The sequence below is a fragment of the Aeribacillus sp. FSL k6-2211 genome (assembly GCF_037966125.1).
Lineage (GTDB): Bacteria > Bacillota > Bacilli > Bacillales > Aeribacillaceae > Aeribacillus > Aeribacillus composti.
This window is the reverse complement of record NZ_CP150190.1, coordinates 1,175,351-1,197,823: the sequence shown is the minus strand read 5'-3', so window position 1 is coordinate 1,197,823 and position 22,473 is coordinate 1,175,351. Positions and strand designations below refer to the sequence as shown.

The following is a 22,473-nucleotide window of genomic DNA, read 5'->3' as shown; positions in this document are numbered from 1 at the left end:
TAAACCGCCTTGAATAAACAGATTTAGGCGCTGAAAGAAGGAATCCTTAAAGTGATAGAGCAAGTATCATGCCGTTTTTCATAAAATTATATATAAGAACAGACATTGGCGATGGAGAACAGCGGATTTTTAAATATTTACATTTTCTTTTTTTAAGAATTTTATGAAATAGAAAGGGCGTATCTCGCATGAAAATATTGTTTACTTTTTATATTGCGGGAAGCGGCGTCGAAACGTTGAATCGTCAACGTTTTGCCGCTTTAAAAAAATACGGGGTCGAAAGCCATGCATTATATTTAACAAAAGGTTCCGGATGGAAAAATATAGAGGCAAGCGGAATGACAGCGTTTGTCACCAATGATGAACAAGAGATTAAGCGGATATTTGAAATAGAAAAATACGACTTGATTTTTGTTTGTGCAGACTACCTTTTTTTGTCAAAAATTAGAAAACTAGGCTTTAACGGCAAGATCGTATATGACATTCAAGGGTTTGGAACAGAAATCGATCAACTGTTAAAAAAAGCTAAACCGTTCGTTGAAGAACATGCCGCTGCCATTTTATCCCCCAACACATCCCACTTAATTACAAAAATAAAGAAAGCTTTTCCGGATAAACAGCTTTATAGCTTTCATAACGGCATCGATACGAAGTTATTCTCCAAAAAAGAAGTGGAAGCTCCTCAAAAAAGGATTATAGGGTGGGTAGGCAGAATAGAGGAGAACAAAAATTGGAAACTTTTTCTCCGCCTTGGGAGACATTTGTTAAATCAACAATTTGACATTGAATTATGGATGTTTGAGGACCCCACTTTAAGCATGGATGAACAAAGAAAACAGTTCGCAAGGTGGCTGAAACGTCTCGAGCTAACAGAGCATGTAAAAATGTTCGCAAATATCCCCCATGGTGAAATGCCAATCTATTACTCTAAAATCGCAAAATCAGGAGGCTTTTTTTGCTCAACATCGCTGTTAGAAGGATTCGGATATGCTCCGTTGGAAGCGATGAGCTGCCAATGTCCCGTTCTATGTACAGATTCAGACGGAGTGAAAAGCTTTGTCATTCATAATCGGACAGGAAAAATCATCCCAAAAAACCGCCTTCAAAAAGCGGTTTTAGAAGCAAAGGATATGTTAACTAATGCACCTCTCCGTTCAAAATTGGTTCAAAACGGTCTGAATTTAATTCAACACGAATTTTCACTTGAAAAATATGGTGAATCTTTTATCAAAATGCTTAAACATCTTGGGTATAAACAAAAAGAATAGGCTTGTGAAAATTAATTAATAATTATAAATGACTATACTTTTTGATCGACTTTGAATATACGTATAGTATTAGGAAGTTCCATCTGAGCGCACTTCCTAATTTTATAAATAGGAGGGGTATGCTTTGCCACAAACTGTAGAAGAGTGCCGGGAAAAATTAGAACAAACACGTTTATCGCAGCAGCAAACAAGAAATAAACTACTTGAATGCCGGCAAAAGCTAATCGATTGTAGAGAAGAATTAGCACAGTGCAGAGAAGAATTACGAGAATGCAGAGAAGAAATGTAAACTATTTTAAATAGGAGGGTGAAAGAATTGCCGAGTCCTGAACTGATTCAATGCCGAAATGAATTACGGCAGGAAAGAGCAACGTTAAGGGAGATCAGAAACGAACTGCGCCAATGCAGGGAACCATTAAGCATCTGTCGAAGCGAACGGCGCGAGTGTAGAGAAGCGCTTAGAGAATGCCGAAATCCATACACCATTGCTGCAATTGAAAGCATGCATCTATAAGAAAGGCGCTGACCAAGTCTTTCAGGTGTAAGAAACCGGAAAAAAACGAGCTGATCCTGTCAAAAATTCCGGTTTCTTCCACAATTTTTGGATAAAGAATGCCGAAATATTTTTCCTTAAAATTAAACACAGGGGCTGTCTAATAATAAGTCGATTTTCCGGCTTATAGACGCCCCTTTAATGTTTTAGAAACGTTGATATATCAATGCTTATGTCGTTTTCAATGGATTTTGACTTTCTGGACAGCCCCTCTTTAATGTTTGAAACTATAAACATTTTAGTTCAAATTGCTTCTCAATTCTTATCTTTCCAGCGGACAACTTCCCATTTTAATGATTCGCCTTTGGGAAATGAAGCAAATTCATATTTGCTTAATGGAATGGCAAGCGATTTGTCGTATTTTAATTTACGGAGGACCTTTGCTTCCATTGGTTTAAGTTCACCATTTCCACTAATAAAAAAATGCCGTTTATACAAAAACAATTTTCCTTCCGGAATCGGGTTTTTTTGATCAAATGTTCTCGAAATAGGCTTGCCAATTTGAAAATCTTCCAACATGTCAGGCGCTACAAGAATGAAATCTTTTAAGTCTGCCTTTAATCTCCGCAAAGCATCGGCCGACTCAATCGGCCTGGCGCATCCCCCTTCTGTATAAAAAATACTTTTCCCACATTTAATGAAACGATAATTTGGAAACAATTTGGCATTGGAAAAAACAGATTTTTCAATAGGGGCCCCTTCACGATATTGATAAAGCAATGGATCATGTACTTTTACCAGCTGTTTTCGATCATATTTTAACATTCGAAAGACTGCCTCATCGATTTTCCGCCTTATGTTTCCGTCAATTAAAAATGTGTTTTCATTTGTTGAGAGGACAACCAGCCCAGTCGGCAATTCTTTCGGCATGAATGCGTTCAATTCTTGAAATGAATCAGGTGTTTTTAAACATATATCCAAAACTTTTGGAATAGGATAAAATGGTGACCATTCTGCCAAACGGGCCCAAAAAGCAGCATCACCGTTATGCCAATATTCAGGCGAATCGTCCCAATATGAACCGTATTTCGCCAGTATGAGCGGCAACAGTGAAGCTCGATGCATCACCGAACAATGATCAACAAGATTTTGAGGTTTTGTTAATATCCCGTTTGTTTCCCGCACTTTTTCATACACGGTTCTTCCGCTTTGATCAATTTTTCGGACAAGCTGTTTTGAATAGACAACACCATAAGATGGACTGTTATTTAAAATAGTTGTCATTTCAGAAAGCCGTTCCGGCAAATATATGTCGTCATCTGTTAAATAAGAAATGTAGTCGCCGGATACTTTTTCCAACGCCTCATTAATCAATGTTGCGTAACGTGTTGTTTTATGTCGATCCTCATCTCGAATGCCGCTGTCAAAATATTGAATTCGTGAATCTTGCAAAAAGCCTTTTATAATTCTTTTTGTCTTATCATTGGAATGATCGTCCATGATCAATAGCTCCCAATTGTCATATTTTTGGGCAAGCACGCTTTCAATCGCTAGATGAACCGTATCCGGCTTGTTATAGCTCGTTAAAATGATGGAAACCTTCGGCTTCATCATCTCACACCTTGCTATTTATTTGATGAAAAGCAAATAGATTGGCATCCACCCATGATTCATACGTGCCAGCATCTGACCAAAACCCTTCCACATAGGAAAAACCGATCGTTCCTTTTTCCAAAAATTTTCGGTTTACATCTGTAATTTCATATTCTCCTCTTAAAGACGGCTTGATCTCGTTGAGCACGTGAAAAACAACCGGTTTATACAAGTAAATGCCTGTAATGCATAAATTGGACTTGCTGCAGGTCGGTTTTTCGACTAAATCCGTGATTTCCTTTTTTTCTTTATCCAAAAAAGCAACGCCATATCTCGACGGCTCATCCACTTCTTTTAAAAAGAGATGAGCTTCATTCCCGCTCTTTTCAAAAGATTTCAAAAATGAGCTTAAATTCATTTCAAAAATGTTATCCCCCAGCAAAAGCACAAATGGATCGCCATTCGTAAAAAATTCAGCCTTTCTAACACCATCTCCAATTCCATTTGGCTCCTTTTGAATCGTATATTGGATATTTACATTTAAACTTTCTCCATTTCCAATAATTTTGAAAAACTGTGGTAGATGTTCTTCATTAGTAACAATTAAAATATCTTTAATTCCTGCTTCTTTCAACCTTGAAATCGGCCAGCATATCATTGGGAATTTTCCAACCGGAAGTAAATGTTTATTGATTACATTCGTAAATGGTTTCAATCTCGTCCCTTTTCCTCCTGCCAAAATGACGCCTTTCAAAACCTTTCACTTCCTCGTATACTAAGTTTCAGAAAGTTTTTTTATCGAATTTCCAGTCCGATACGCTCCTTGACAATCGCATATCTTGGGTGGTTACCTTTGTGGGAGGGGCGCGCCCCTCCCACAAAGGGTTCAGCGTACCGGGGTTGGACTTTTCGCAATGTTCCTGGATAATGGTCTTAGGATCATCGGGGATACTCTTCTCACTCCTGTAGCTTCGACTACTTGTAAAGTCTGTCTCCCCGGCCCCTGTTTGGACGTCTAACCCGCAGGCTGTTCCCGTTGGTTTTCCCCATGCTGGAAGGAGCAGCTTCCAGGGCAGCCCATGGTCCAACGTGAGTTCTCATATGCGAGGGTGACTGGTCAACAGGCGCGATCCGGGGGCATCCCGAAGAGTCCTACCCCTCGATCCTACAACAATAGGAGGTGATCTCATGAAACTCTACGTCGGGATCGACGTGAGCTCACGCGACTTAGCCACCTGCATTATGGATCATGAAGGAAATACGTGCGCACGCTTCAAAGTGGATAATCATCTTCTGGGCGCCACCTTCCTTCGGGATCAAATCCTCCTGTGGGCTAACAAGCGAAAGCCAACCGAAATTCTGATCGGGATGGAAGCCACCTCGGTCTACAGTTGGCATCCAGCTATGTTTTTCCACCAGCAGGAGGCCTTGCAGGCTTGGAACGTCAAGGTGTTTACGATCAATCCAAAGCTCATTCGCAAGTTTAAAGAAGCCTATGTCGACTTGGAGAAAACGGATGACATCGATGCTTGGATCATTGCGGATCGGCTTCGCTTCGGCCGTCTGAAGATGACGGCTGTCCTCAAGGAGCAGTTTCTCGCGCTTCAGCGACTGACACGCATGCGATATCATCTCGTCCACCAGTTAACCCGTGAGAAACAGTATTTTCTCCAGCACTTGTTTTACAAATGCAGTTCCTTTACCCAAGAGGTGGACAGTTCGATCTTCGGACATGCCATTCTCGAACTGCTGCTTGAGTCGTGGAGCCTCGATGACATCTGCCAAATGGATGTCAAGCAGTTGGCCGACTTCCTGCGCCAAAAAGGGCGCAATCGCTTTGCCGATCCGGAATGCATCGCCAAGTCGATTCAAAAGGCGGCCCGTTCGTCGTATCGGTTGTCCAAGTGTGTCGAGGATTCCATCGACTTGCTGTTAGGGCTGTCGATTCAATCAATCCGCAGCCTGCAATCGCAGCTCAAAGAGCTCGATAAAGCCATTACCCGCCATCTTGAAGGCATTCCGAACACACTGCAAACCATCCCAGGCATCGGACCGGTTTATACCGCAGGCATCCTGGCCGAAATCGGGCAAATCGAGCGGTTTCACAATCAGGCCGCCTTGGCAAAATATGCCGGCTTGACATGGTCCAAGCACCAATCGGGCCGTTTTCAAGCCGAGGACACCTCCCTCATTCGTTCCGGCAATCGCTATCTCCGTTACTACCTAGTGGAGGCTGCCAACTCGGTACAACGGCATGATGCGACGTTTCGTGCGTACTACCGGAAGAAGTATGAGGAAGTGCCCAAACACCAACATAAACGAGCCCTCGTCCTCACCGCTAGAAAACTCGTGCGTGTGATCGATGCGCTGCTACGCAACGGTCAAATCTACACGCCAAGAAAGGGGGAAGATCGATAAGAGGATCGATCTGGTATACCAATATCAACCTTTAGACCCAGTTTATTACATGTACTAATACTGGGTTTCTTCAGTATTGCCTTTTTTCGGATCATCGGACAAGGGAATTTCCAATTTCTATGATTTTTCACCTTGACATATTACCGCAGGACTTTACGATGCAATTCCCGGAGATATTCCGGTAAACAGTTCATTTCAAATGGCGCTAATCAAGCAAATGTTCAATAATTCCAGCCAAACCTGAGATCGCTAATATGACCGTAATTGGATGGAAAATGGCGTATAAATATTCATTTCCAAAAAATAAAATGGCGGCACACCATATTCCTGTGCACCAATAACAGCTTAAAAGCTCACCGATCCACAATCGAAGTCCTTTTCCTTTCGGTCTGAAAAAAGAAACGGTTTCTCCTGTCTCCCCTTTTTCCTCCACAATTGTTAAAAAAGGAGCCCGCAAAAATGAAGCGATTTTATCAAACACTATAATTCTCGTTAATCGAAAAGATGCCAATGCAGTGAGAACAAATGAAAACCAATACCACTCCATGGAATCAATTCTCCTTTCCTTCACCAACATATGTTTTGAATATTTAAAGCGTTCAAATAAAATTAAAAAACCCGGCATAACCGAGTTCTCCATTTTAATTCCCTAACACTTTTATGTCTAAAATACTTTTCGATTTTATTTTCAAAGGTTCATTTTGATCAAATGTACGGATTTGAACGACATCGTTTTCCTTTGACAAAATAATTCCTTTGTATGTTTTCTCTACTGTTTTAATTTCACATACGTTTTTATACACATGCTCCGGAAGACTTGAAAAGAAATCAATCTTTTCATGAATCGTCATATTTGCCAATTCTCTTCTTCTTTTATAAATTTCTTCCTTCGTCCATGAGCTCTTTACCGCTTGCTTAGAATTATTTGCAATTTTTTTTAATAACGTCGACTGCATGGTCACTTCAGGTTTTTTTATATTCGGCTGGACAATATACATCAAAGGTTCTAATTTTTCTTTTTTAATCAAGTTTGATCGCCACCCTCTAATATGATTTCTCTCATTATTTTATGACACGATAGAATGAAATCATGACGGAAATCTAACTTTTTCTTATGACAAAAGAGCATTTGAAAATCGCTGCACATTGACACAAAAAGTCGTAACAGAACATCAACAATAAATCCAAGCTTCACGGCTTGAAATAGTGGCACCTTGAAGCTGACAGCAAAATTTCATTTTATCCTGCCATAAAAAAAGATTAATCTTGTGCGAGCCACGCACACAGATTAATCTTTTTTAGCTAACTTAATAACCTAAAATATGAAAACCTGAATCAACATGAATCGTTTCACCTGTTATGCCGCGGGAAAGATCGCTGAACAGGAACAACGCCGTGTCTCCAACTTCTTCTTGTGTTGTGGTTCGGCGCAGCGGAGCACGTTCTTCTATTTCCTTCAGAATTGAATTAAAATCACTGATACCTTTTGCCGAAAGCGTACGAATCGGACCAGCGGAAATGGCATTGACGCGAATATTTTCTTTACCTAGATCGTTCGCCAAATATTTCACGCTAGCATCCAATGACGCTTTCGCAACTCCCATTACGTTGTAGTTTTGAACGACTCGCTCACCGCCCAAGTAAGTTAATGTAACAATGCTTCCGCCTTCTGTCATCAAAGGACGGGCTGTTTTCGCAACCGCCGTTAAAGAATAAGAACTGATGTTGTGGGCCAACAGGAAGCCGTCTCTTGTTGTGTTCAAATATTCACCGCTCAGCTCTTCCTTATTCGCAAAGGCGATACAATGAGCGATACCGTGAATCACACCAACTTCGTTTTTAATTTTTTCAAAGCACTGCTCGATTTCTTCATCCTTCGTTACATCACAAGGCAACACGAGATAATCTTCCCGTCCTAACGAATCTACGAGCTCTCGAACCGATTTTTCCATTCTTTCGCCCACATATGTAAAGATCAATCTTGCTCCCGCTTCATGCAAAGAGCGGGCAATTCCCCAAGCAATGCTTCGCTTGTTAGCAACACCCATGACCACAATGTTTCGGCCTTCCAAATTCAATTTCATGGAAAATCCTCCTAAACATTATTACAAGTTATTAATACCTGATCATAATTATAAAGGACAAAAGAGAAAAAAGCCAGAACATATATGTCCGGCTTATGTTATTTAGAAGCAGCTAAATTTCTTTTATATGCCCAATGATTGGTCGGACCGTGGCCGCCTCCGATGCCTAGAGCATTTTCTACAGCAAGATGGATGAACTCTTTTGCAGTTTTTACGGCTTCAATGACTTCTTTTCCTTTGGCGAGCTCAGCTGTCAGCGCAGCAGAAAAAGTGCAGCCTGTTCCGTGCGTGTGCTTTGTGTTGACATAGTTGCCTTTAAATTCATAAAAATCATGCCCGTCAAACAACAAATCAATGATTTCGCCGCCCGACGGCTGATGTCCTCCCTTTATGATCACATGCTTTGCTCCCATTTGGCAAATTTTTTTCGCAGCTTCTTTCCGATCATCAAACGATTTTATCTCGATGCCCGTGATCGCTTCCGCTTCCGGGATGTTCGGCGTCACAATAAACGAAATCGGAATTAAGTCGTTGATGAGCGCGTTGATGGCAGACTCTTCAAGTAATGGATGTCCGCCTTTTGCAATCATTACTGGATCAACGACAATTTTTTCCCATCCATGCTTTTGAACTTTATTTGAGACGATTTGGATGATTTCTTGATTAAAAAGCATTCCTGTTTTGACCGCATCTGGCGATAAATCTTCAGCAATTGCATCAAGCTGACTGATCACCCCTTCAGCCGGAACAGGGTAGACACCATGAACACCTAATGTGTTTTGAGATGTAACGGCCGTGATTACGCTCATTCCGTATACATCCAACTCTTGAAAAGTTTTCAAATCTGCCTGAATTCCCGCGCCTCCCCCTGAATCGGACCCGGCAATCGTCAACGCTTTTCCGATGGTCATAAACACACCTCCATTTAAGCTCCGAAGTAACGTTGATAAATAGCTTTTGCTTTCTCTTCTTCCTTAGTGCCGTGAATTAATGCTCTTCCGTCTTGAAAAAGCACGACGCGGAAATCATCCGCCTGAAAGGATATTAAATAAGCATTTCCCTTTAAGTCTTTCACGATCGGACGCAAACGATTGGTAATTTCTGATAGCGAAATCTTCTGTTTTTGCTGCGGACGTATTTGTACGGTATTCCTTCCGCACAAAACCGCTGTTTTTAATCCATTTTCAACCGACAAATATGGATATGTCGGGTGATGTCCGCACGATGGGCAGTCGGCCTTTTTTAATTTTGTCATGTCCACTGCAGAATGCTCCCTTGTCCAAACATCAAATGAAACTAACTGCTTGGACACCTCTCCGCTGACTAAATATTTCAGTGCCTCTGCTGTTTGATAAGAGGCGACGATTTGCACCGCCGGGCTGATCACGCCAACTGTATCGCACGTCATTCCGTCAGACGGAATCGCTTGGAGCATACAATGGAGGCATGGTGTTTGTTTCGGAACGATGGAAACGGTCATTCCATAACTTCTCACTACTGCCCCATAGATCCAAGGTATTTCGTGCTTCATTGCTAAATCATTGATGAAAAATCTCGTTTCAAAATTGTCAGTTCCATCGATGATAAGGTCTACATCCTTTACATGTTCAATAAAATCAATTGAGAAATCGCCCACAATCGCTTCAATCGAAATGTTCGAATTGATTTCCTGCAAATGTTTTTTGGCAGCAACCGCTTTTGGCAGCTTTTGTTTCGCATCCTCTTCTGTATACAGCTGTTGACGCCCGAGATTGCTCCAATCGACATAATCACGGTCAATGATGGTTATTTTACCGATTCCAGCACGGGCTAACATTTCAGCGCTTGCGCAGCCGAGTGCCCCAGCTCCAACAATGAGCACATGGCTTTTCAGCAATTTTTTTTGTCCCTCTTCTCCAATAGGAGAAAACAAGATTTGGCGAGAATATCGTTCCATTATGTCGTTAACATTCCTTCCGTTGGACTGCTTGCTTGTGCATACCGTTTTTTCGGAATGCGTCCTGCTTCATATCCAAGTCTTCCTGCTTCAATCGCCAGTTTCATTGCCTTCGCCATTTTCACAGGATCTTTTGCACCGGAAACAGCTGTATTTAATAAGATTCCATCTGCTCCCATCTCCATGGCGAGTGCGCAATCTGCCGGCGAACCGATTCCGGCATCAACAATGACTGGAATATTGGCTTGCTCAATAATAAATGATAGATTGAGAGGATTGACAATTCCTTGGCCTGATCCGATCGGAGATGCTCCCGGCATGATGGCATGAACCCCTAATTCTTCAAGCTTCTTCGCCAGAACAACATCGTCTGAAGTGTATGGAAGAACAATAAACCCTTCATCCAATAACATCTCTGATGCCTTCAATGTTTCAATCGGATCAGGGAGAAGCGTTTTATCATCTCCAATTACTTCCACCTTAATCATATCACATAATCCTGATGCTTTAGCAAGTTTAGCGATTCTGACTGCTTCCTCCGCAGTTTTTGCCCCGGCCGTGTTCGGCAGAAGCGTATATTTCGATAAATCCAACATTTCTAAAAAATTTGGCTGAGAAGGCTCGTAAATATTCATTCTTCTGACGGCAAATGTCAAAATTTCAGCACCTGAGGCCTCCACCGCTTCTTTTTGTATCTCAAAAGACGGATATTTTCCAGTTCCTAACATTAATCTCGACTGAAATGTTTTATCTCCTATTTTTAACATGAATCATCATCCCCCTCCAACAAAATGGACAATTTCAATTTGATCACCATCATGTAATGTCTGGAAGCTGTATTGTTCTTTTGAAACAATTTCACCATTTCGTTCAACGACAACAATTCTTTCCTGTAATTGAAAAAAGTTCAGCAAATCTTCAATGCTTCGAACACTATTCTCCACTTCCATCTGCTGGCCGTTGATGCGAAGTTTCACCGTTTCATCACCTCCCTTTCGCATCAGAAAGCAATCGGTTTAAAGAAAAGCTATGAACATAACGCTCATATTGATTCGTTTTCAAAATCATGTCTTTTACGATCAAGCTTGTAATCGGCGCTAGAAGAATGCCGTTTCGATAATGACCGGTCGCAAAAAAGATTCCCTCATGCTCCGGGTGCTCGGCAAAATACGGCCAGCCGTCAGCTGTTTGCGGCCTGAGCGACGACCAAGCACTAACGACCGGTTCAGACCCGATTTCTGGCATCATTTTCTGAACCTTGATCATTAATTCGGATACTCCTTTGACTGTTGGATTCGTATCCCAGTCGTTTTCATAAGAAGTTGCTCCAATAATAACGGTGCCGTCTTTTTTCGGTACGATATAACAGTGCTCGTAAAACACTGTTTTGTTGATCACTAGTTTTTTCGGTTTTACGGCTAAGCATTCTCCTTTAACGGGCTTCATTGGATTTTTCAACCCCAACTTTTCTAAGAAAAAGCCACTCCAAACTCCGCTTGAAACGACGACTTTTCCACATATAAAAACTCCTTGGGAAGTGACAAGCTTGTATGCTTTTCCCTCTTTAATCACATCGAAAACAGGACATTGTTCAAAAATGGATGCACCATATTTTCTAGCGCCTTTCGCATATGCGCAGCAAACAGATGAACCTTTCACTTGGCCGTCATGTTTAAGCCAAAGAGCTCCCGCAATGTCTTCAGAAACATGTGGCTCATTTGCCAGTACGTTTTCCCTTGAATGCCATTCTAGTTCATTCTCATCTGCGAGCGATTGCAGAAAGCGGCCTTCTTCCTCAGTAAATGCAAGCCGATACATGCCTTCCTGCACAAGCTCAATATCCACACCAGATTGCTCCAATAATTCTTTTGCAAGGCTCGGATATAAATTTCGGCTCTCTAAGCATAGCTCAAAAAATATGTCTCTTTTTTCATTTTCAGAATGGGCACCCAGCATTCCTGCTGCAGCGGATGTCGCTTTACCTCCGATTTCGCCGCTTTCAAACACGGCGGTCTTCAGCCCTGCTTTTGATAGCTCATAGGCGATCCCTTGGCCGATGACCCCTCCCCCGATGATTCCAACATCAAAAACGTTCATTTTAAAAAGCTTCCCCTTTCCTGAAAAGTTTGGCAGCGCTCTCTGGATCTTTCGAAGAAAAGATATAGGACATAACGGCAATACCGCTTGCTTTTTTTTCTAAAACCTTTTGCATATTATCAGGCGTGATCCCACCGATGGCGATAATAGGAATATTGACGTGTCCAACGATTTTCCTAAGCAAATCTGTTCCCTTTGCCGGAAGTCCTTTTTTACTGTTCGTTTCAAAAACGTTTCCGAAAAAACAATAGTCTGCTCCGTCTTTTTCTGCTTTTACCGCTTCATCTAATGAATGGACGCTGACACCGGCTTTTATTTGCGGAAAAGCGCTTTTCACTTTTTTTACCGGCAGGCCGGTTCCCGGAAGATGAACATTTTGAACGCCTGTTAGGAGCGCAACATCGAGCCGATCGTTGATAACAAGCTGTTCTCTCCTTATCCCGTTTGCCAAAAGCTGTTCTACAAGATGAATGATCTCACATGGTCTTTTATTTTTTTCTCGTATATGAACGTAATCAACATGATCTGATATGGACAAAATTATGCGTATTAGCTCGTTGACCGGTTTTGTTCCGTCTGTTACGGCATGAAGTTCCAACATTGTACATTCCTTTCATGAGAAAGACGCTCACACTCGTCTTTCAAGGTTCAAAACTGGAAAGCAGCTGTCCAGTGGTGAGACTGGAAACAATAAAAAACCACCTTCCTTGCTGGAAAGTGGTAATGGAATATCAGACATATGTTTCAAATTCCCACTTCCCTACGCTGGCATCATCCAGATCAGGTTCAAAGGGTCTTAAAGTCAACACTTTAATCTCAGCCTTTCCAAAGGCTCCCCTAGTGGATGCTTATTAAATTTTCATACTAATTTCATGCTATCACAATTTGTTTTGTTTGCAAATATTATTTGCTAAATTCCAGCTCATCTTTTAACTCATTTACATATTTGCGGGAACCCGTTACAATCAAGCGGTCCCCTTTTTTCAATTCGGTATCGCCGTGAGGCACAATGGAATCTTCACCTCGAAAAATCCGGACAAAGATACAATCTCCTGTAAACGGAAAGTATCGAAGCTTCATTCCATCATATTTTCGGTTATTCATATTAATTTGATAAAGAGAGTTGTCTTGGTTTGTTAAGATCCGCATAACGCCAGGCGATTCGATCAAAGCCCTGAGCAGCGTTTTTGTTGACAGCATGACGGAAAATACGCTGATCCCCTTTTCTTTTAATGCTTGATCCAACTCCGGGGAAGAAATGGAGGCGATGACCTGTTCTACGCCGCATTCTTTTGCATATGTCGCAATTTCCGCATTTCTTTCTTCATCCCCAGTAGCCACTATTACTATATCAGCTTCCATTATGTGGTGTTCATTCAATGATTCTATCGAATAGTCTTTCAATTCTTCAATTTTAAACACCGATTGAGCAGTCCCGTTTTCAATTTTGTCTTGCTGTGTATGATATACGGTTGCTTCATACAAATTTTTGTCCAATTCTCTTGTGACTGGAAGGGTCATTTGATTTGCACCAATAAAAGCAATTTTCTTTTTAGGCTGCACCGCCATTTTTTTAGGGAATAATTTTTTAAATCCTATCGGCGTGATAATGCTTGTTAACACGGCAACTACTATTAGTGCGTCAGCCATTTGCTTATCAATCAGTTCGATTCGCTGTCCAATTTCAGCTGCCGCAATAACTAATGATAAAGTAGCAGTCAACAAGAACGCCGCCGCAATCGTTGTATTCGTATCATACCATTTTCTCAGCACAAAAACGGGAATAAACTTTGAGATCAAGAGGGCGAGAAATAACAAAGGAATTAACAAAAGAAGGTTCGGATCTTTGATCAATTCCCATAAATCCAATTCCACCCCTATCATGACAAAAAAGATCGGGATTAAAAAACCGTAGCCAAACGAATCTAGCTTTTGCACCAAGTCTGAATTAGGCGATAAAAGCGAGACTAAAACTCCCGCAAGGAAGGCGCCTAAAATATTTTCTGCCCCAAGCGTTTCCGATAAACCTACAAGTGCGAGAATTAACGTAAAAACCGCCCTTGTTCCAATTTGAACCGTTCCTTTTGACATCGATTTAATAAAGGATCGACTTTTAAACCTTTTGCCAATGAAGTAAAGCAGTACGCCTGCTGCAAACAAAAGAAGCAGAAGCCACGTATTGCTTTCTCCTTCGCTGTTTAAGGAGACAAAAACCGCCAGCAAAATCATGGTGACAAGGTCGGCTATGACAGCCACCAGCAAAATAATTTGGCCGATGGTTGTTTTCATAATTTGCTCGTCTTTCAGCGTCGGCACTACTACTCCTAAAGAAATCGTTGAAATCACTAACGTCATGAAAAAGGCATTGCGGATAAATCCCATCCACATTAACAAATACGATAAAAGTAATGAAACAACGAAAATGCCAAGAAAAACAATTGACGCAACCAAAAAAGTATGAGGAGCTTTTTTTCCGTTGGACAGCTTTTCTTCTTTTTTCTTCTCTTTGGAGAAAATGGTGAAATCAATCTCAAGCCCGCTTAAAAACATGAGAAATATAAATCCCAGCGTTGAGAGAGTTGACAGCCATACATCTTCTTGCACTAAATTAAATCCCGTTTTCCCGATGATTAATCCGACAATAATTTCCGCAACGACGACAGGAATGAATGCCAGTTTGAACCGATGCAGCAAAATCGGGGTTAAAAAAGCGCCTACCAACACGATGACAAGAGAGGTTACTGCATGTGATTCCATATTGCGCCTCCTTTAGCTAATTTTGTTAGAGCAAATAGTTCATAAATAGTGTCGCCATGCCAAAATAAATCAAAATGCTGATCATATCATTAATCGTTGTAATAAATGGACCGGAGGCCACAGCCGGGTCAATACGAAGCCTGTGCATGACAAGAGGAACAAACGCCCCGGCAATTGTCGCAACAGTCAGCGTTGACAATATGGAAAGACCCACTAGCAGTCCTAAGAAAAATTTCTGCTTCCAAATAAAAATTGTCAGTGCAACAACAATTCCGCATACTGTTCCGGTAATCAAGCCGGTTCCAGCTTCTTTGAGAATAATTTTCCACACGCGTTCGGAAGTGCCTTCGCCTGTTGCAATTCTTCTTACGGCAACAGCGAGAGCTTGTGTTCCTGTATTTCCAGCCATCCCTGCAATTAATGGTATAAAGAGCGCTAAAGTTGCCACTTTGTTCAACGTTTCTTCAAACTGGCCGATTAGGCCGGCGGTGAACATTCCTAAAAATAGGAGAATAATAAGCCATGGCAATCTTTTTTTGGCAGCAGAAACAGCATTCGGATCATATGAATCTACATCCGAGACAGCGGCCAGTTTCGAATAATCGTCAGAAGCCTCTTCGTCCAGCACATCAATAATATCATCAACAGTTATAATTCCAACAAGACGATGTTGAAAATCAACAACCGGAAGAGCCAAAAAATTGTAGTCCTTCATCTTTCTTGCTACTTCTTCCTGATCATCCGCCACAGATACCGAGTAGACTTTCTTTTTCATAATGTCAGCAATCAAAGTATCGTCTTCATGAACAATTAAATCTCTTAACGACAGGACGCCAACAAGATGTTTCTCTTCGTCAATCACATATAAATAATATATTGTTTCCGCATCAGGAGCTTCTTTCCGCAGCAAGTCCATCGTTGACTGCACCGTATAATTGGCATTAATGGCAACGAACTCGGTTGTCATAATACTTCCTGCGGTAAATTGTTCATAATCAAGAAGTTCGCTTATGCTTTTGGCAGTTTGAGCGTCCATGATGGTTAAATAGCTGGAAATTTTCTCTTTTGTCAGCTCACTTAATACATCTGCCGCATCATCGGCGTACATGTATTCCATCATTTTGGCGGCAAATGCCGGATGCATTTCCTCAAGCAGCGATTTGTAGCGGTTTTTATCATCCCTTATATTTTCAAAAACATTCGCCATTTCTTCCGGAGATAGAATTTGATATAAAAGCATTCTATCCGGCTGGTCAAGTTTTAGAAAAAATTTTGCCTGATCATATGGATGTAGCTCAAAAAACAGCGAACGGAATTCCTCTACATTGTTCTCTCTCAGCTTGTCAATCATCAACTGTCTGTATTCCGGTGCATCTGTTTTAGGCTGCATAAAATCTCCTCCTTTCCGGAAAAATATCGAAAAGTTTTGTGTTTTACTATATTAACAAATCTATCTGATTTTGTCGTACATTTTTTCATAACAAAAGCATGCACTTACAGGCGCGCATGCTTAATTATTTTTTCCATATCAGGAGGAAGCTTGCAAGTATACGTCAAATTTTTATGCAAAACGGGATGATAGAAGGACAGCGACTGACTGTGGAGGGCATGGCGGTCAATTTCTTCTTTTTGTCCACCATAAAGCGAATCTCCTAAAAGCGGATGACCTATATAGGACATATGTAGACGAATTTGATGAGTTCTACCAGTTACAGGCTTTACCTCAACAACCGTTTTGTCAGAAAAGCGGCTTATGACCCGAAAATGCGTAATAGCTTTTTTCCCATCCTCCCTGACAGTTCTCTCGATGATGCTATCGTCCTTTCTTGCAATTGGCGCATCGATGGTGCCTTCGTCTTCGCTGATCCTTCCATGGACAATTGCGATGTATGTCCGTTTTACCGCTCCTTTTTGCTGTTCCTTTGAAAAAAGAAAATGGCTGTAGCGATGTTTGGCTACAAGAAGCAGCCCGGATGTATCCCGGTCAAGCCGATTGACGATATGCACCGTAAGATTTTGCCGCTGTTGATCATAATAGTGTAAAAGCCCGTTCGCAAGACTTCCTGACGGATGCTCTCTAGACGGAATGGTGGACAAAAACGCCGGTTTATTTACAATAAGGCAATAATCGTCTTCATAAACAATGTTCAATGGTATGTTCTCTGGAATGAGCGACTGGCTTCTCTTTTCTTCCGGAAAATGGACGGTTACTTGATCGCCTTCTTGTAAGACGTATCGGACATTTTTTTCGTTCCCGTTAACGACAATTTTTCCACCGTTAAATTTAATATCTGTTAAAGCGGATTTAGAAATATGATGCTCCCGCAAAAATTCTCTAAGCAGCCAGCCATGATGTTCTTTTTTGATGTCCCAATGAAGCTGAAATGTCCCCATGTTTTTCTCTTTCCTTTATCTGTCGCCAATAAACGAGTCCCGGACCCGCTTCCAAAATGGGAAAGGCCGAAATCTCGCAAACCTTACCTTTTCCTGTGCGACCCGGCATTGGATGGACCTGACGTTTTTGTGAAGAAGTGTTAAATGATCGATTGTAATTTGAAAATCAACATCATTGACAGGCTTTAGCATACACGTATGGTGGTCAGGCAAAATTAACGGCGAGCCGATTGTCCGGAACACCCTGTTGTTTATGGAAGCCATTTCTGTTAATTGAATAGCCCGCAGTGAAGGATGAATGAGAGCACCGCCAAGCGCTTTATTGTAGGCGGTGCTTCCTGTCGGTGTTGAAATACACAACCCATCTCCTCGAAATGTTTCAAAGAGAAGCCCTTTAATTTCTATATTCATGACGAGAGTCCCTTCAATGCTTTTCACTGTGCATTCATTTAGCGCAAGGTAGGAGGCTTCACTCCCGCCATTATGCCGGACCACCACTTCAAGCAATGGATATTCAACGATCTGAAACGGTGTTTTAGCAATTGCAATCACCATTTTTTCAATTTCATTCGGGAGCCAGTCGGCATAAAATCCTAAATGCCCCGTATGAACTCCTATAAACGCTGTTTTATCCAATCGTTTATTATATCGATGAAATGCATAAAGCAATGTTCCGTCTCCCCCGACGGAAATCACGATATCCGGCTGATCTTCATCATATTGAAACTCGAAATCGAGCAAATAGGTTCTGATTTTTTGCGCCAAAGCATTAGATGTTTCATCACCTTTTGATGTGATCGAAAACCTCATTTAAGTATCATTCTCCTTTTTTATGTTGTTTCTGTTTTGCGTGAAAATATCGCCTGCGCTTCTTGAATTTCTCCCCGTATTTGCGACATTTCCTCATCCAGCCGGTAAGCAGCTTCAGCAGCGCGCTGCAAGCGGATTTTAATCTGTTCAGGTATGTTCCCGCTATATTTGTAATTTAAAGAATGCTCAATCGTCGCCCAAAAATTCATGGCAAGCGTACGAATTTGAATTTCGATCAAAACCTTTTTCAATCCTTCGAACGATTGAACCGGGTAGCGGGCCACAACATGGTATGAACGGTAGCCGCTTTCTTTATTCCGGGTTATGTAGTCCCTTTCTTCCACAATTTCCAAATCATGCCGATCTCTTAGCATTTGAACAACCAATTGAATGTCGCCGACAAATTGGCACATCATTCGGAGCCCGGCAATGTCCTGCATTTCTTCTTCTATTTTATCAAGGGGAATTTGTTTTCGCTTCGCTTTATCTAAAATGCTCGGCACAGGTTTTACCCTGCCTGTCACGAACTCAATTGGAGAATGTTCTCCTCTTAGTTCAAATTGGGAACGAATCCCTTTTAATTTGACCTTTAATTCTTCCACTGCCTGCTTATAAGGCGCTAAAAATTGCTCCCATTCCTTGTAGTTCATAAAGCCCCCCTCCTAATAAAACACGCTTTCCACCATTTTTTCCATCTCCTCGCCGTAATTTGCGTTTCCCTTTATATTTTCAAGCAAAAACTCGAGCTCCTCGTGAAATTGGGTAAGCAAAATTTCTTTTTCTCCCACTTTAGCATAAACAGGAAGCTCTTCATTTTTGGCTTCTTTTAAATGAGGCCAAATATCCGATGATAAATCTATGTAAAGAAAGTCTTCGCCATTATCCAATATGTATATAAAAGAAAATTGGTCTGAATCTACCAGCATCTGTCCTTTTGCTGCGAGATTCCCTGCATCATGGACATGCTCCGTTTCGAGCAGCAATTTGCCTTCCGTTTTGCTAACCGCCAGCACTTTAATTCTTTTTTTCATGCTGTTCACCCTTCCAATCAAACATTTCAAGTTCATCTCGTGTATATTTTATTGTATCATATTAATAACAACATTACCTTATTTTGATATTAATCATAGAGAGGAATGCCCGATGGTTCAAGAGCTTGAGATAGAATTTAAAAACCTGCTTACAAAAGAAGAATTCCACCGCTTAGCTGATTTTTTTCAATTGACCGAAAAAGATTTTGCCGAACAGGAAAACTATTATTTTGACACAAAATGTTTTGCGTTGAAAAATCATGGCGCCGCTTTAAGAATTCGCAAAAAGAAGGATCAATATGTTTTGACATTAAAGGAGCCTTATCATGTCGGATTGCTGGAAACACACCAGTTTTTAACCGATCAAGAAGCAGTTTCAGCCATTCATGAGTCGGTCTTTCCGAAGGAGGGATCAGTGGTCGAAAAAATCAAACAGCTTGAAATCAAGCCCGAAAGCCTTCTTTGTTTCGGTTCGCTCATTACAAGCCGGGCAACAAAAAAATATAAAAATGGTGAAATTGTTCTCGATCATAGCCGATATGAAAATAGAGAGGATTTTGAAATCGAATTTGAGGCAGAGGATGAAAAGGAAGGAAAGCAGCAATTTTTGGAGATTTTAAACAAACACAACATCCCGATCCGTCAAACAGAAAATAAAATAAAGCGGTTTTATTCCGCAAAATTTTCAAAGGAGAATTTGTGATGAATACAAACTATAATTTCAATGTTCTGTTTGAGCTTGAAGTCCTTCGTCTTTTGTCAGGCCAATCCGATGGGCCGCAAACAAAAGATGCAGCAATTTCGCTGAACTTTCAGGATGTTTTAAATGCCTTCATCGAACAAGATGTACAATCTGAAACGGCCAAAGAGAATATTTCACTGTCTTCCTCCCAATCTGCCAAAAAAACAAATGAACAGAAACAGGTTTCCGCTGATCTAAATGAAATCATTCAGCAGATGGCTCAAAAATACGGCGTCGATGCCAAATTAATCAGAGCTGTGATTCAACAGGAGTCAAGCTTCAAGGCAAATGCCGTCAGTCCTAAAGGAGCTGCCGGCTATATGCAGCTCATGCCTTCTACAGCAAAAGCGCTCGGTGTAAAAAATCCGTTTGATCCTGTGCAAAATATCGAGGGCGGCACAAAATATTTAAAACAGCTTTTAAACCGATATAACGGTAATGTAAAATTGGCGCTGGCTGCATACAACGCCGGTCCGGGAAATGTCGACAAATATGGAGGCATCCCGCCATTTAAAGAAACGCAAAACTATGTAAATAAAATTACTCAAAAATATTTTGCGTAAAAAGGTGCAAACAAACAGCACCTTTTTCTTTTTCATTAAAAGTAGTTGGAAATATTTGTTATCCAATCGATTTCGGCTAATCTTCGATAGCTGCGCTTCAAGCCGCAAGTCCTTCTATGTTCATTTCACAGCAAGCACAACATATTTGCGGAAATAGCTCCCGCTTTCGCTATTTATCCTTTTGTTTGCATTGCCTCAGCCAACTCCTTCAAAGCGATTCGTTTGAGATAAATAAGTTATGTTGATAAAATAAATGTAACATCATTATTAACGAATGATTCCAAAGGAGCTATCACCATGACAAAACCACCCTTAACTCCATATGACGCGATTGGAGAAAAGAAACTTCACGCTCTAATCGATGCTTTTTATAAAATTGTTAAAAAACATCCTCTTTTAAAACCTATTTTCCCGGAGGATTTAACGGAAACTGCCAGAAAGCAGAAACAATTTATGACACAGTTTTTAGGTGGTCCGCCACTTTACACAAAAGAACACGGACATCCGATGCTCAGAGCCCGCCATCTTCCATTCCCGATTACGCCGAGGAGAGCAGAAGCATGGCTCTCATGTATGCGAAAAGCAATGGACGAGGTCGGACTTGACGGGGAAATACGAGAGTTTTTCTACGATCGGCTTGTGGTGACCGCCCATCACATGATTAATTCGAAAGACGAAGATCAGGAGGAGTATTCAGTTGAAACCTGACAAAAAAGACGAAGTGAATGCTGCTCACTTCTTTTCTCATTGTCACAGCCATCCTAAAAAGCCGATCGAGATTTATATGTTTATTGATCCGCTATGCCCTGAATGCTGGGCGCTTGAACCGTTTATCAAAAAACTGCAAATCGAATACGGCAGGCTTTTCTCATTGCGCCATATTGTTTGCGGAAAGCTTGCTAATTTAAACTTAACAAAACGGCGGAAACCGAAAACAATTGCCCAATCATGGGAGAAGATAGCGAGCAGAACCGGCATGTCATGTGACGGCAACCTTTGGCTTGAAAACCCTATATCATCACCCTACAGAGCTTCCCTTGCTTTAAAAGCAGCGGAGCTTCAAGGGAGAAAAGCGGGCATCCGTTTCTTGCGGCACTTACAGGAAGTTGTTTTTTTAGAAAAGCAAAATGTCTCTGATCAAAACGTTCTCATACAAATTGCTAAAAATGTCGGCCTTGATGTCAATGAATTTGAGAGGGACTTATATTCCGAAAGTGCAAGAAAAGCACTTCAATGCGATTATAAAATTACAGAAGAAATGGACGTGCATGAAATTCCTTCCCTTGTCTTTTTTCATTGCCGTGAAGAGAAGGAAGGATTAAAAATTACCGGATTATATCCTTATGAAACATATGTTGATATTCTTTGCGAGCTTGTCGGAGATAAACCGAAGCCGTCTCAAGTGCCGCCAATAGAGATTTTTTTAAAGCATTATAAATTTGTCGCAACAAAAGAGATCTCCGTTGTGTATAATATGACTGATGAAGAAACGGAACGTGAAATGAAAAGACTGCTTTTAAAGCAACTAGTTGAGCGGGTGCCTGTGAAATATGGAACTTTTTGGCGCTATATCGGGCAGTGAGATTGAGGGGTTTAATTCAACGAAACGTTCTCCATCGGCTTCTATGCTGATGGGGAGCGTTTTTAACCAAAAATGTAAGCGCTTTATCTTTATTAAACAATTAAAAAAAGAAACCACAAACAAACGTTTGTGGTTTCTTTTTTGTCTTATGACAACAAAGGGGATGGGAGAAATTTTTCACGGTCAAACAAAGGGGTAAATGTTTGTTTGTGATCAATTTCACGTTTTTAATATAACAAATTCCTTTTTCAGTTTGCAAGAGGGGAAAACAACAATTCACAAATTTGTCACAAAACATGAAGAATGGGCAAACTGCATACAATATACAAAATCTTTTTCCTCGTTTTAGAACATGTGTAGGAGGGAAAAATTGTGAAAACATTTTGGCTCATAATCAGCCTGCTGCTCGTCATCTTCTCTTTTTTTTATAATCTGTTAGGATTGATGAATCTCGCACCGATTTTCGTTTCTGCCCCCCTGCTTTTTATTTCTCTTTTCATATCGTTTCTTCTGTTTAACCATCGAAAAACGTTCCGCGGATTTTAAGATAAAAAAGAGGACGGGATGATGAACTGCATCTCAATTAGTAGATACAACTGATAATTGGATGTGCAGTTTTTATATAACCGGAAACAAAAAAGGCATGAGTCCAGTTCCAGATCGAACTCATGCCACTAATTTTTTGGATTCAGATGATGCTCCTGT

27 protein-coding genes and 1 riboswitch are annotated in these 22,473 nt (G+C 41.0%); of the genes, 10 read left to right on the top strand and 17 right to left on the bottom strand.

The window, feature by feature from the left end; genetic code table 11:
* Positions 1-188: 188 nt before the first annotated feature.
* The 3 genes from NSU19_RS05910 (at position 189) to NSU19_RS05900 (ending at position 1,782) form a co-directional block, all read left to right on the top strand.
* On the top strand, positions 189-1,268 hold the full coding sequence (locus NSU19_RS05910; RefSeq protein WP_339199201.1) for a glycosyltransferase family 4 protein: 1,080 nt from the start codon (positions 189-191) through the stop codon (positions 1,266-1,268).
* A gap of 124 nt (positions 1,269-1,392) precedes the next feature.
* Positions 1,393-1,557 (top strand): hypothetical protein, encoded by a 165-nt coding sequence (locus NSU19_RS05905; protein WP_339199198.1) that lies wholly within the window; start codon positions 1,393-1,395, stop codon positions 1,555-1,557.
* Between the two features lie 27 nt (positions 1,558-1,584).
* The gene (locus tag NSU19_RS05900) at positions 1,585-1,782 is read left to right on the top strand and encodes a hypothetical protein (protein WP_339199195.1); all 198 of its coding nucleotides are present in this window, start codon (positions 1,585-1,587) and stop codon (positions 1,780-1,782) included.
* A 294-nt stretch (positions 1,783-2,076) separates the two neighbouring features.
* On the opposite strand, the gene NSU19_RS05895 is transcribed toward NSU19_RS05900, so the two are convergent.
* Both NSU19_RS05895 and NSU19_RS05890 read right to left on the bottom strand, forming a co-directional pair.
* Positions 2,077-3,372, bottom strand: a complete 1,296-nt coding sequence (locus NSU19_RS05895) for a glycosyltransferase (RefSeq protein ID WP_339199192.1) — start codon at positions 3,370-3,372, stop codon at positions 2,077-2,079.
* 4 nt (positions 3,373-3,376) lie between these two features.
* Positions 3,377-4,108: a sugar nucleotidyltransferase gene (locus tag NSU19_RS05890; protein WP_339199188.1), complete on the bottom strand. Its 732-nt coding sequence runs from the start codon at positions 4,106-4,108 to the stop codon at positions 3,377-3,379.
* Between the two features lie 434 nt (positions 4,109-4,542).
* On the opposite strand from NSU19_RS05890, the gene NSU19_RS05885 reads away from it, so the two are divergent.
* Positions 4,543-5,772: an IS110 family transposase gene (locus NSU19_RS05885; RefSeq protein WP_027725928.1), complete on the top strand. Its 1,230-nt coding sequence runs from the start codon at positions 4,543-4,545 to the stop codon at positions 5,770-5,772.
* 205 nt (positions 5,773-5,977) lie between these two features.
* On the opposite strand, the gene NSU19_RS05880 is transcribed toward NSU19_RS05885, so the two are convergent.
* From NSU19_RS05880 to NSU19_RS05810, 15 genes are all read right to left on the bottom strand, one after another.
* Positions 5,978-6,319: a DUF1360 domain-containing protein gene (locus NSU19_RS05880; RefSeq protein WP_339199969.1), complete on the bottom strand. Its 342-nt coding sequence runs from the start codon at positions 6,317-6,319 to the stop codon at positions 5,978-5,980.
* Positions 6,320-6,413: 94 nt separating this feature from the next.
* The gene (locus NSU19_RS05875; RefSeq protein WP_339194752.1) at positions 6,414-6,800 is read right to left on the bottom strand and encodes a CotO family spore coat protein; all 387 of its coding nucleotides are present in this window, start codon (positions 6,798-6,800) and stop codon (positions 6,414-6,416) included.
* Positions 6,801-7,079: 279 nt separating this feature from the next.
* A complete protein-coding gene (gene fabI / locus NSU19_RS05870) occupies positions 7,080-7,856 on the bottom strand; it encodes an enoyl-ACP reductase FabI (protein ID WP_339199186.1) in 777 nt (258 codons plus the stop codon).
* Positions 7,857-7,954: 98 nt separating this feature from the next.
* Positions 7,955-8,767 carry a bifunctional hydroxymethylpyrimidine kinase/phosphomethylpyrimidine kinase gene (gene thiD / locus NSU19_RS05865; protein WP_339199183.1) on the bottom strand — a complete coding sequence of 271 codons (813 nt, stop codon included), beginning with the start codon at positions 8,765-8,767 and terminating at the stop codon, positions 7,955-7,957.
* A gap of 14 nt (positions 8,768-8,781) precedes the next feature.
* Positions 8,782-9,795 (bottom strand): ThiF family adenylyltransferase, encoded by a 1,014-nt coding sequence (locus NSU19_RS05860; protein WP_311067326.1) that lies wholly within the window; start codon positions 9,793-9,795, stop codon positions 8,782-8,784.
* Positions 9,792-10,559 carry a thiazole synthase gene (locus NSU19_RS05855; RefSeq protein ID WP_066248317.1) on the bottom strand — a complete coding sequence of 256 codons (768 nt, stop codon included), beginning with the start codon at positions 10,557-10,559 and terminating at the stop codon, positions 9,792-9,794. The genes NSU19_RS05860 and NSU19_RS05855 overlap by 4 nt, the downstream gene beginning before the upstream one ends.
* Positions 10,560-10,565: 6 nt before the next feature.
* Positions 10,566-10,769, bottom strand: coding sequence for a sulfur carrier protein ThiS (thiS, locus tag NSU19_RS05850; RefSeq protein ID WP_339199181.1), 204 nt, complete (start codon positions 10,767-10,769; stop codon positions 10,566-10,568).
* A 7-nt stretch (positions 10,770-10,776) separates the two neighbouring features.
* Positions 10,777-11,889 carry a glycine oxidase ThiO gene (gene thiO, locus NSU19_RS05845; protein WP_339199178.1) on the bottom strand — a complete coding sequence of 371 codons (1,113 nt, stop codon included), beginning with the start codon at positions 11,887-11,889 and terminating at the stop codon, positions 10,777-10,779.
* 1 nt (position 11,890) lies between these two features.
* Positions 11,891-12,490, bottom strand: a complete 600-nt coding sequence (tenI, locus tag NSU19_RS05840) for a thiazole tautomerase TenI (protein WP_311067046.1) — start codon at positions 12,488-12,490, stop codon at positions 11,891-11,893.
* Positions 12,491-12,629: 139 nt separating this feature from the next.
* A riboswitch (TPP riboswitch) is annotated at positions 12,630-12,738 on the bottom strand.
* 54 nt (positions 12,739-12,792) lie between these two features.
* Positions 12,793-14,646 carry a monovalent cation:proton antiporter family protein gene (locus tag NSU19_RS05835; protein WP_311067045.1) on the bottom strand — a complete coding sequence of 618 codons (1,854 nt, stop codon included), beginning with the start codon at positions 14,644-14,646 and terminating at the stop codon, positions 12,793-12,795.
* A 25-nt stretch (positions 14,647-14,671) separates the two neighbouring features.
* The gene (gene mgtE, locus NSU19_RS05830) at positions 14,672-16,036 is read right to left on the bottom strand and encodes a magnesium transporter (protein ID WP_311067044.1); all 1,365 of its coding nucleotides are present in this window, start codon (positions 16,034-16,036) and stop codon (positions 14,672-14,674) included.
* A 104-nt stretch (positions 16,037-16,140) separates the two neighbouring features.
* On the bottom strand, positions 16,141-17,040 hold the full coding sequence (locus NSU19_RS05825) for an RluA family pseudouridine synthase (protein WP_339199174.1): 900 nt from the start codon (positions 17,038-17,040) through the stop codon (positions 16,141-16,143).
* A gap of 15 nt (positions 17,041-17,055) precedes the next feature.
* Positions 17,056-17,850 carry an NAD kinase gene (locus NSU19_RS05820; RefSeq protein ID WP_066248330.1) on the bottom strand — a complete coding sequence of 265 codons (795 nt, stop codon included), beginning with the start codon at positions 17,848-17,850 and terminating at the stop codon, positions 17,056-17,058.
* A gap of 20 nt (positions 17,851-17,870) precedes the next feature.
* Positions 17,871-18,500, bottom strand: a complete 630-nt coding sequence (locus NSU19_RS05815) for a GTP pyrophosphokinase family protein (RefSeq protein ID WP_339199171.1) — start codon at positions 18,498-18,500, stop codon at positions 17,871-17,873.
* 12 nt (positions 18,501-18,512) lie between these two features.
* A complete protein-coding gene (locus NSU19_RS05810) occupies positions 18,513-18,881 on the bottom strand; it encodes a hypothetical protein (RefSeq protein ID WP_130157355.1) in 369 nt (122 codons plus the stop codon).
* A 112-nt stretch (positions 18,882-18,993) separates the two neighbouring features.
* On the opposite strand from NSU19_RS05810, the gene NSU19_RS05805 reads away from it, so the two are divergent.
* The 6 genes from NSU19_RS05805 (at position 18,994) to NSU19_RS05780 (ending at position 22,314) form a co-directional block, all read left to right on the top strand.
* A complete protein-coding gene (locus NSU19_RS05805) occupies positions 18,994-19,584 on the top strand; it encodes a CYTH domain-containing protein (protein WP_144596603.1) in 591 nt (196 codons plus the stop codon).
* The gene (locus tag NSU19_RS05800) at positions 19,584-20,186 is read left to right on the top strand and encodes a lytic transglycosylase domain-containing protein (protein WP_339199168.1); all 603 of its coding nucleotides are present in this window, start codon (positions 19,584-19,586) and stop codon (positions 20,184-20,186) included. Before NSU19_RS05805 ends, NSU19_RS05800 begins: the two co-directional genes overlap by 1 nt.
* 297 nt (positions 20,187-20,483) lie before the next feature.
* A complete protein-coding gene (locus NSU19_RS05795) occupies positions 20,484-20,894 on the top strand; it encodes a hypothetical protein (RefSeq protein ID WP_339199165.1) in 411 nt (136 codons plus the stop codon).
* A gap of 13 nt (positions 20,895-20,907) precedes the next feature.
* On the top strand, positions 20,908-21,768 hold the full coding sequence (locus tag NSU19_RS05790) for a ClpXP adapter SpxH family protein (RefSeq protein ID WP_311067325.1): 861 nt from the start codon (positions 20,908-20,910) through the stop codon (positions 21,766-21,768).
* Complete coding sequence (locus tag NSU19_RS05785; protein ID WP_339199163.1) at positions 21,737-21,967, top strand: hypothetical protein; 231 nt, start codon at positions 21,737-21,739, stop codon at positions 21,965-21,967. The genes NSU19_RS05790 and NSU19_RS05785 overlap by 32 nt, the downstream gene beginning before the upstream one ends.
* A 173-nt stretch (positions 21,968-22,140) precedes the next feature.
* Positions 22,141-22,314 carry a hypothetical protein gene (locus NSU19_RS05780; RefSeq protein WP_339199160.1) on the top strand — a complete coding sequence of 58 codons (174 nt, stop codon included), beginning with the start codon at positions 22,141-22,143 and terminating at the stop codon, positions 22,312-22,314.
* The last annotated feature ends 159 nt before the right edge of the window (positions 22,315-22,473 follow it).

Excerpts from the sequence above, each read along its gene's own strand:
- NSU19_RS05910 (WP_339199201.1), top strand. The coding sequence starts at position 189 with ATGAAAATATTGTTTACTTTTTATATTGCGGGAAGCGGCGTCGAAACG.
- fabI (WP_339199186.1), bottom strand. The coding sequence starts at position 7,856 with ATGAAATTGAATTTGGAAGGCCGAAACATTGTGGTCATGGGTGTTGCT.
- NSU19_RS05895 (WP_339199192.1), bottom strand. The coding sequence starts at position 3,372 with ATGAAGCCGAAGGTTTCCATCATTTTAACGAGCTATAACAAGCCGGAT.
- NSU19_RS05820 (WP_066248330.1), bottom strand. The coding sequence starts at position 17,850 with ATGAGGTTTTCGATCACATCAAAAGGTGATGAAACATCTAATGCTTTG.
- NSU19_RS05825 (WP_339199174.1), bottom strand. The coding sequence starts at position 17,040 with ATGGGGACATTTCAGCTTCATTGGGACATCAAAAAAGAACATCATGGC.
- tenI (WP_311067046.1), bottom strand. The coding sequence starts at position 12,490 with ATGTTGGAACTTCATGCCGTAACAGACGGAACAAAACCGGTCAACGAG.
- NSU19_RS05880 (WP_339199969.1), bottom strand. The coding sequence starts at position 6,319 with ATGGAGTGGTATTGGTTTTCATTTGTTCTCACTGCATTGGCATCTTTT.
- NSU19_RS05785 (WP_339199163.1), top strand. The coding sequence starts at position 21,737 with ATGGAACTTTTTGGCGCTATATCGGGCAGTGAGATTGAGGGGTTTAAT.
- NSU19_RS05805 (WP_144596603.1), top strand. The coding sequence starts at position 18,994 with ATGGTTCAAGAGCTTGAGATAGAATTTAAAAACCTGCTTACAAAAGAA.
- NSU19_RS05795 (WP_339199165.1), top strand. The coding sequence starts at position 20,484 with ATGACAAAACCACCCTTAACTCCATATGACGCGATTGGAGAAAAGAAA.
- mgtE (WP_311067044.1), bottom strand. The coding sequence starts at position 16,036 with ATGCAGCCTAAAACAGATGCACCGGAATACAGACAGTTGATGATTGAC.
- thiO (WP_339199178.1), bottom strand. The coding sequence starts at position 11,889 with ATGAACGTTTTTGATGTTGGAATCATCGGGGGAGGGGTCATCGGCCAA.
- NSU19_RS05800 (WP_339199168.1), top strand. The coding sequence starts at position 19,584 with ATGAATACAAACTATAATTTCAATGTTCTGTTTGAGCTTGAAGTCCTT.
- NSU19_RS05835 (WP_311067045.1), bottom strand. The coding sequence starts at position 14,646 with ATGGAATCACATGCAGTAACCTCTCTTGTCATCGTGTTGGTAGGCGCT.
- NSU19_RS05810 (WP_130157355.1), bottom strand. The coding sequence starts at position 18,881 with ATGAAAAAAAGAATTAAAGTGCTGGCGGTTAGCAAAACGGAAGGCAAA.
- NSU19_RS05855 (WP_066248317.1), bottom strand. The coding sequence starts at position 10,559 with ATGTTAAAAATAGGAGATAAAACATTTCAGTCGAGATTAATGTTAGGA.
- thiD (WP_339199183.1), bottom strand. The coding sequence starts at position 8,767 with ATGACCATCGGAAAAGCGTTGACGATTGCCGGGTCCGATTCAGGGGGA.
- NSU19_RS05885 (WP_027725928.1), top strand. The coding sequence starts at position 4,543 with ATGAAACTCTACGTCGGGATCGACGTGAGCTCACGCGACTTAGCCACC.
- NSU19_RS05815 (WP_339199171.1), bottom strand. The coding sequence starts at position 18,500 with ATGAACTACAAGGAATGGGAGCAATTTTTAGCGCCTTATAAGCAGGCA.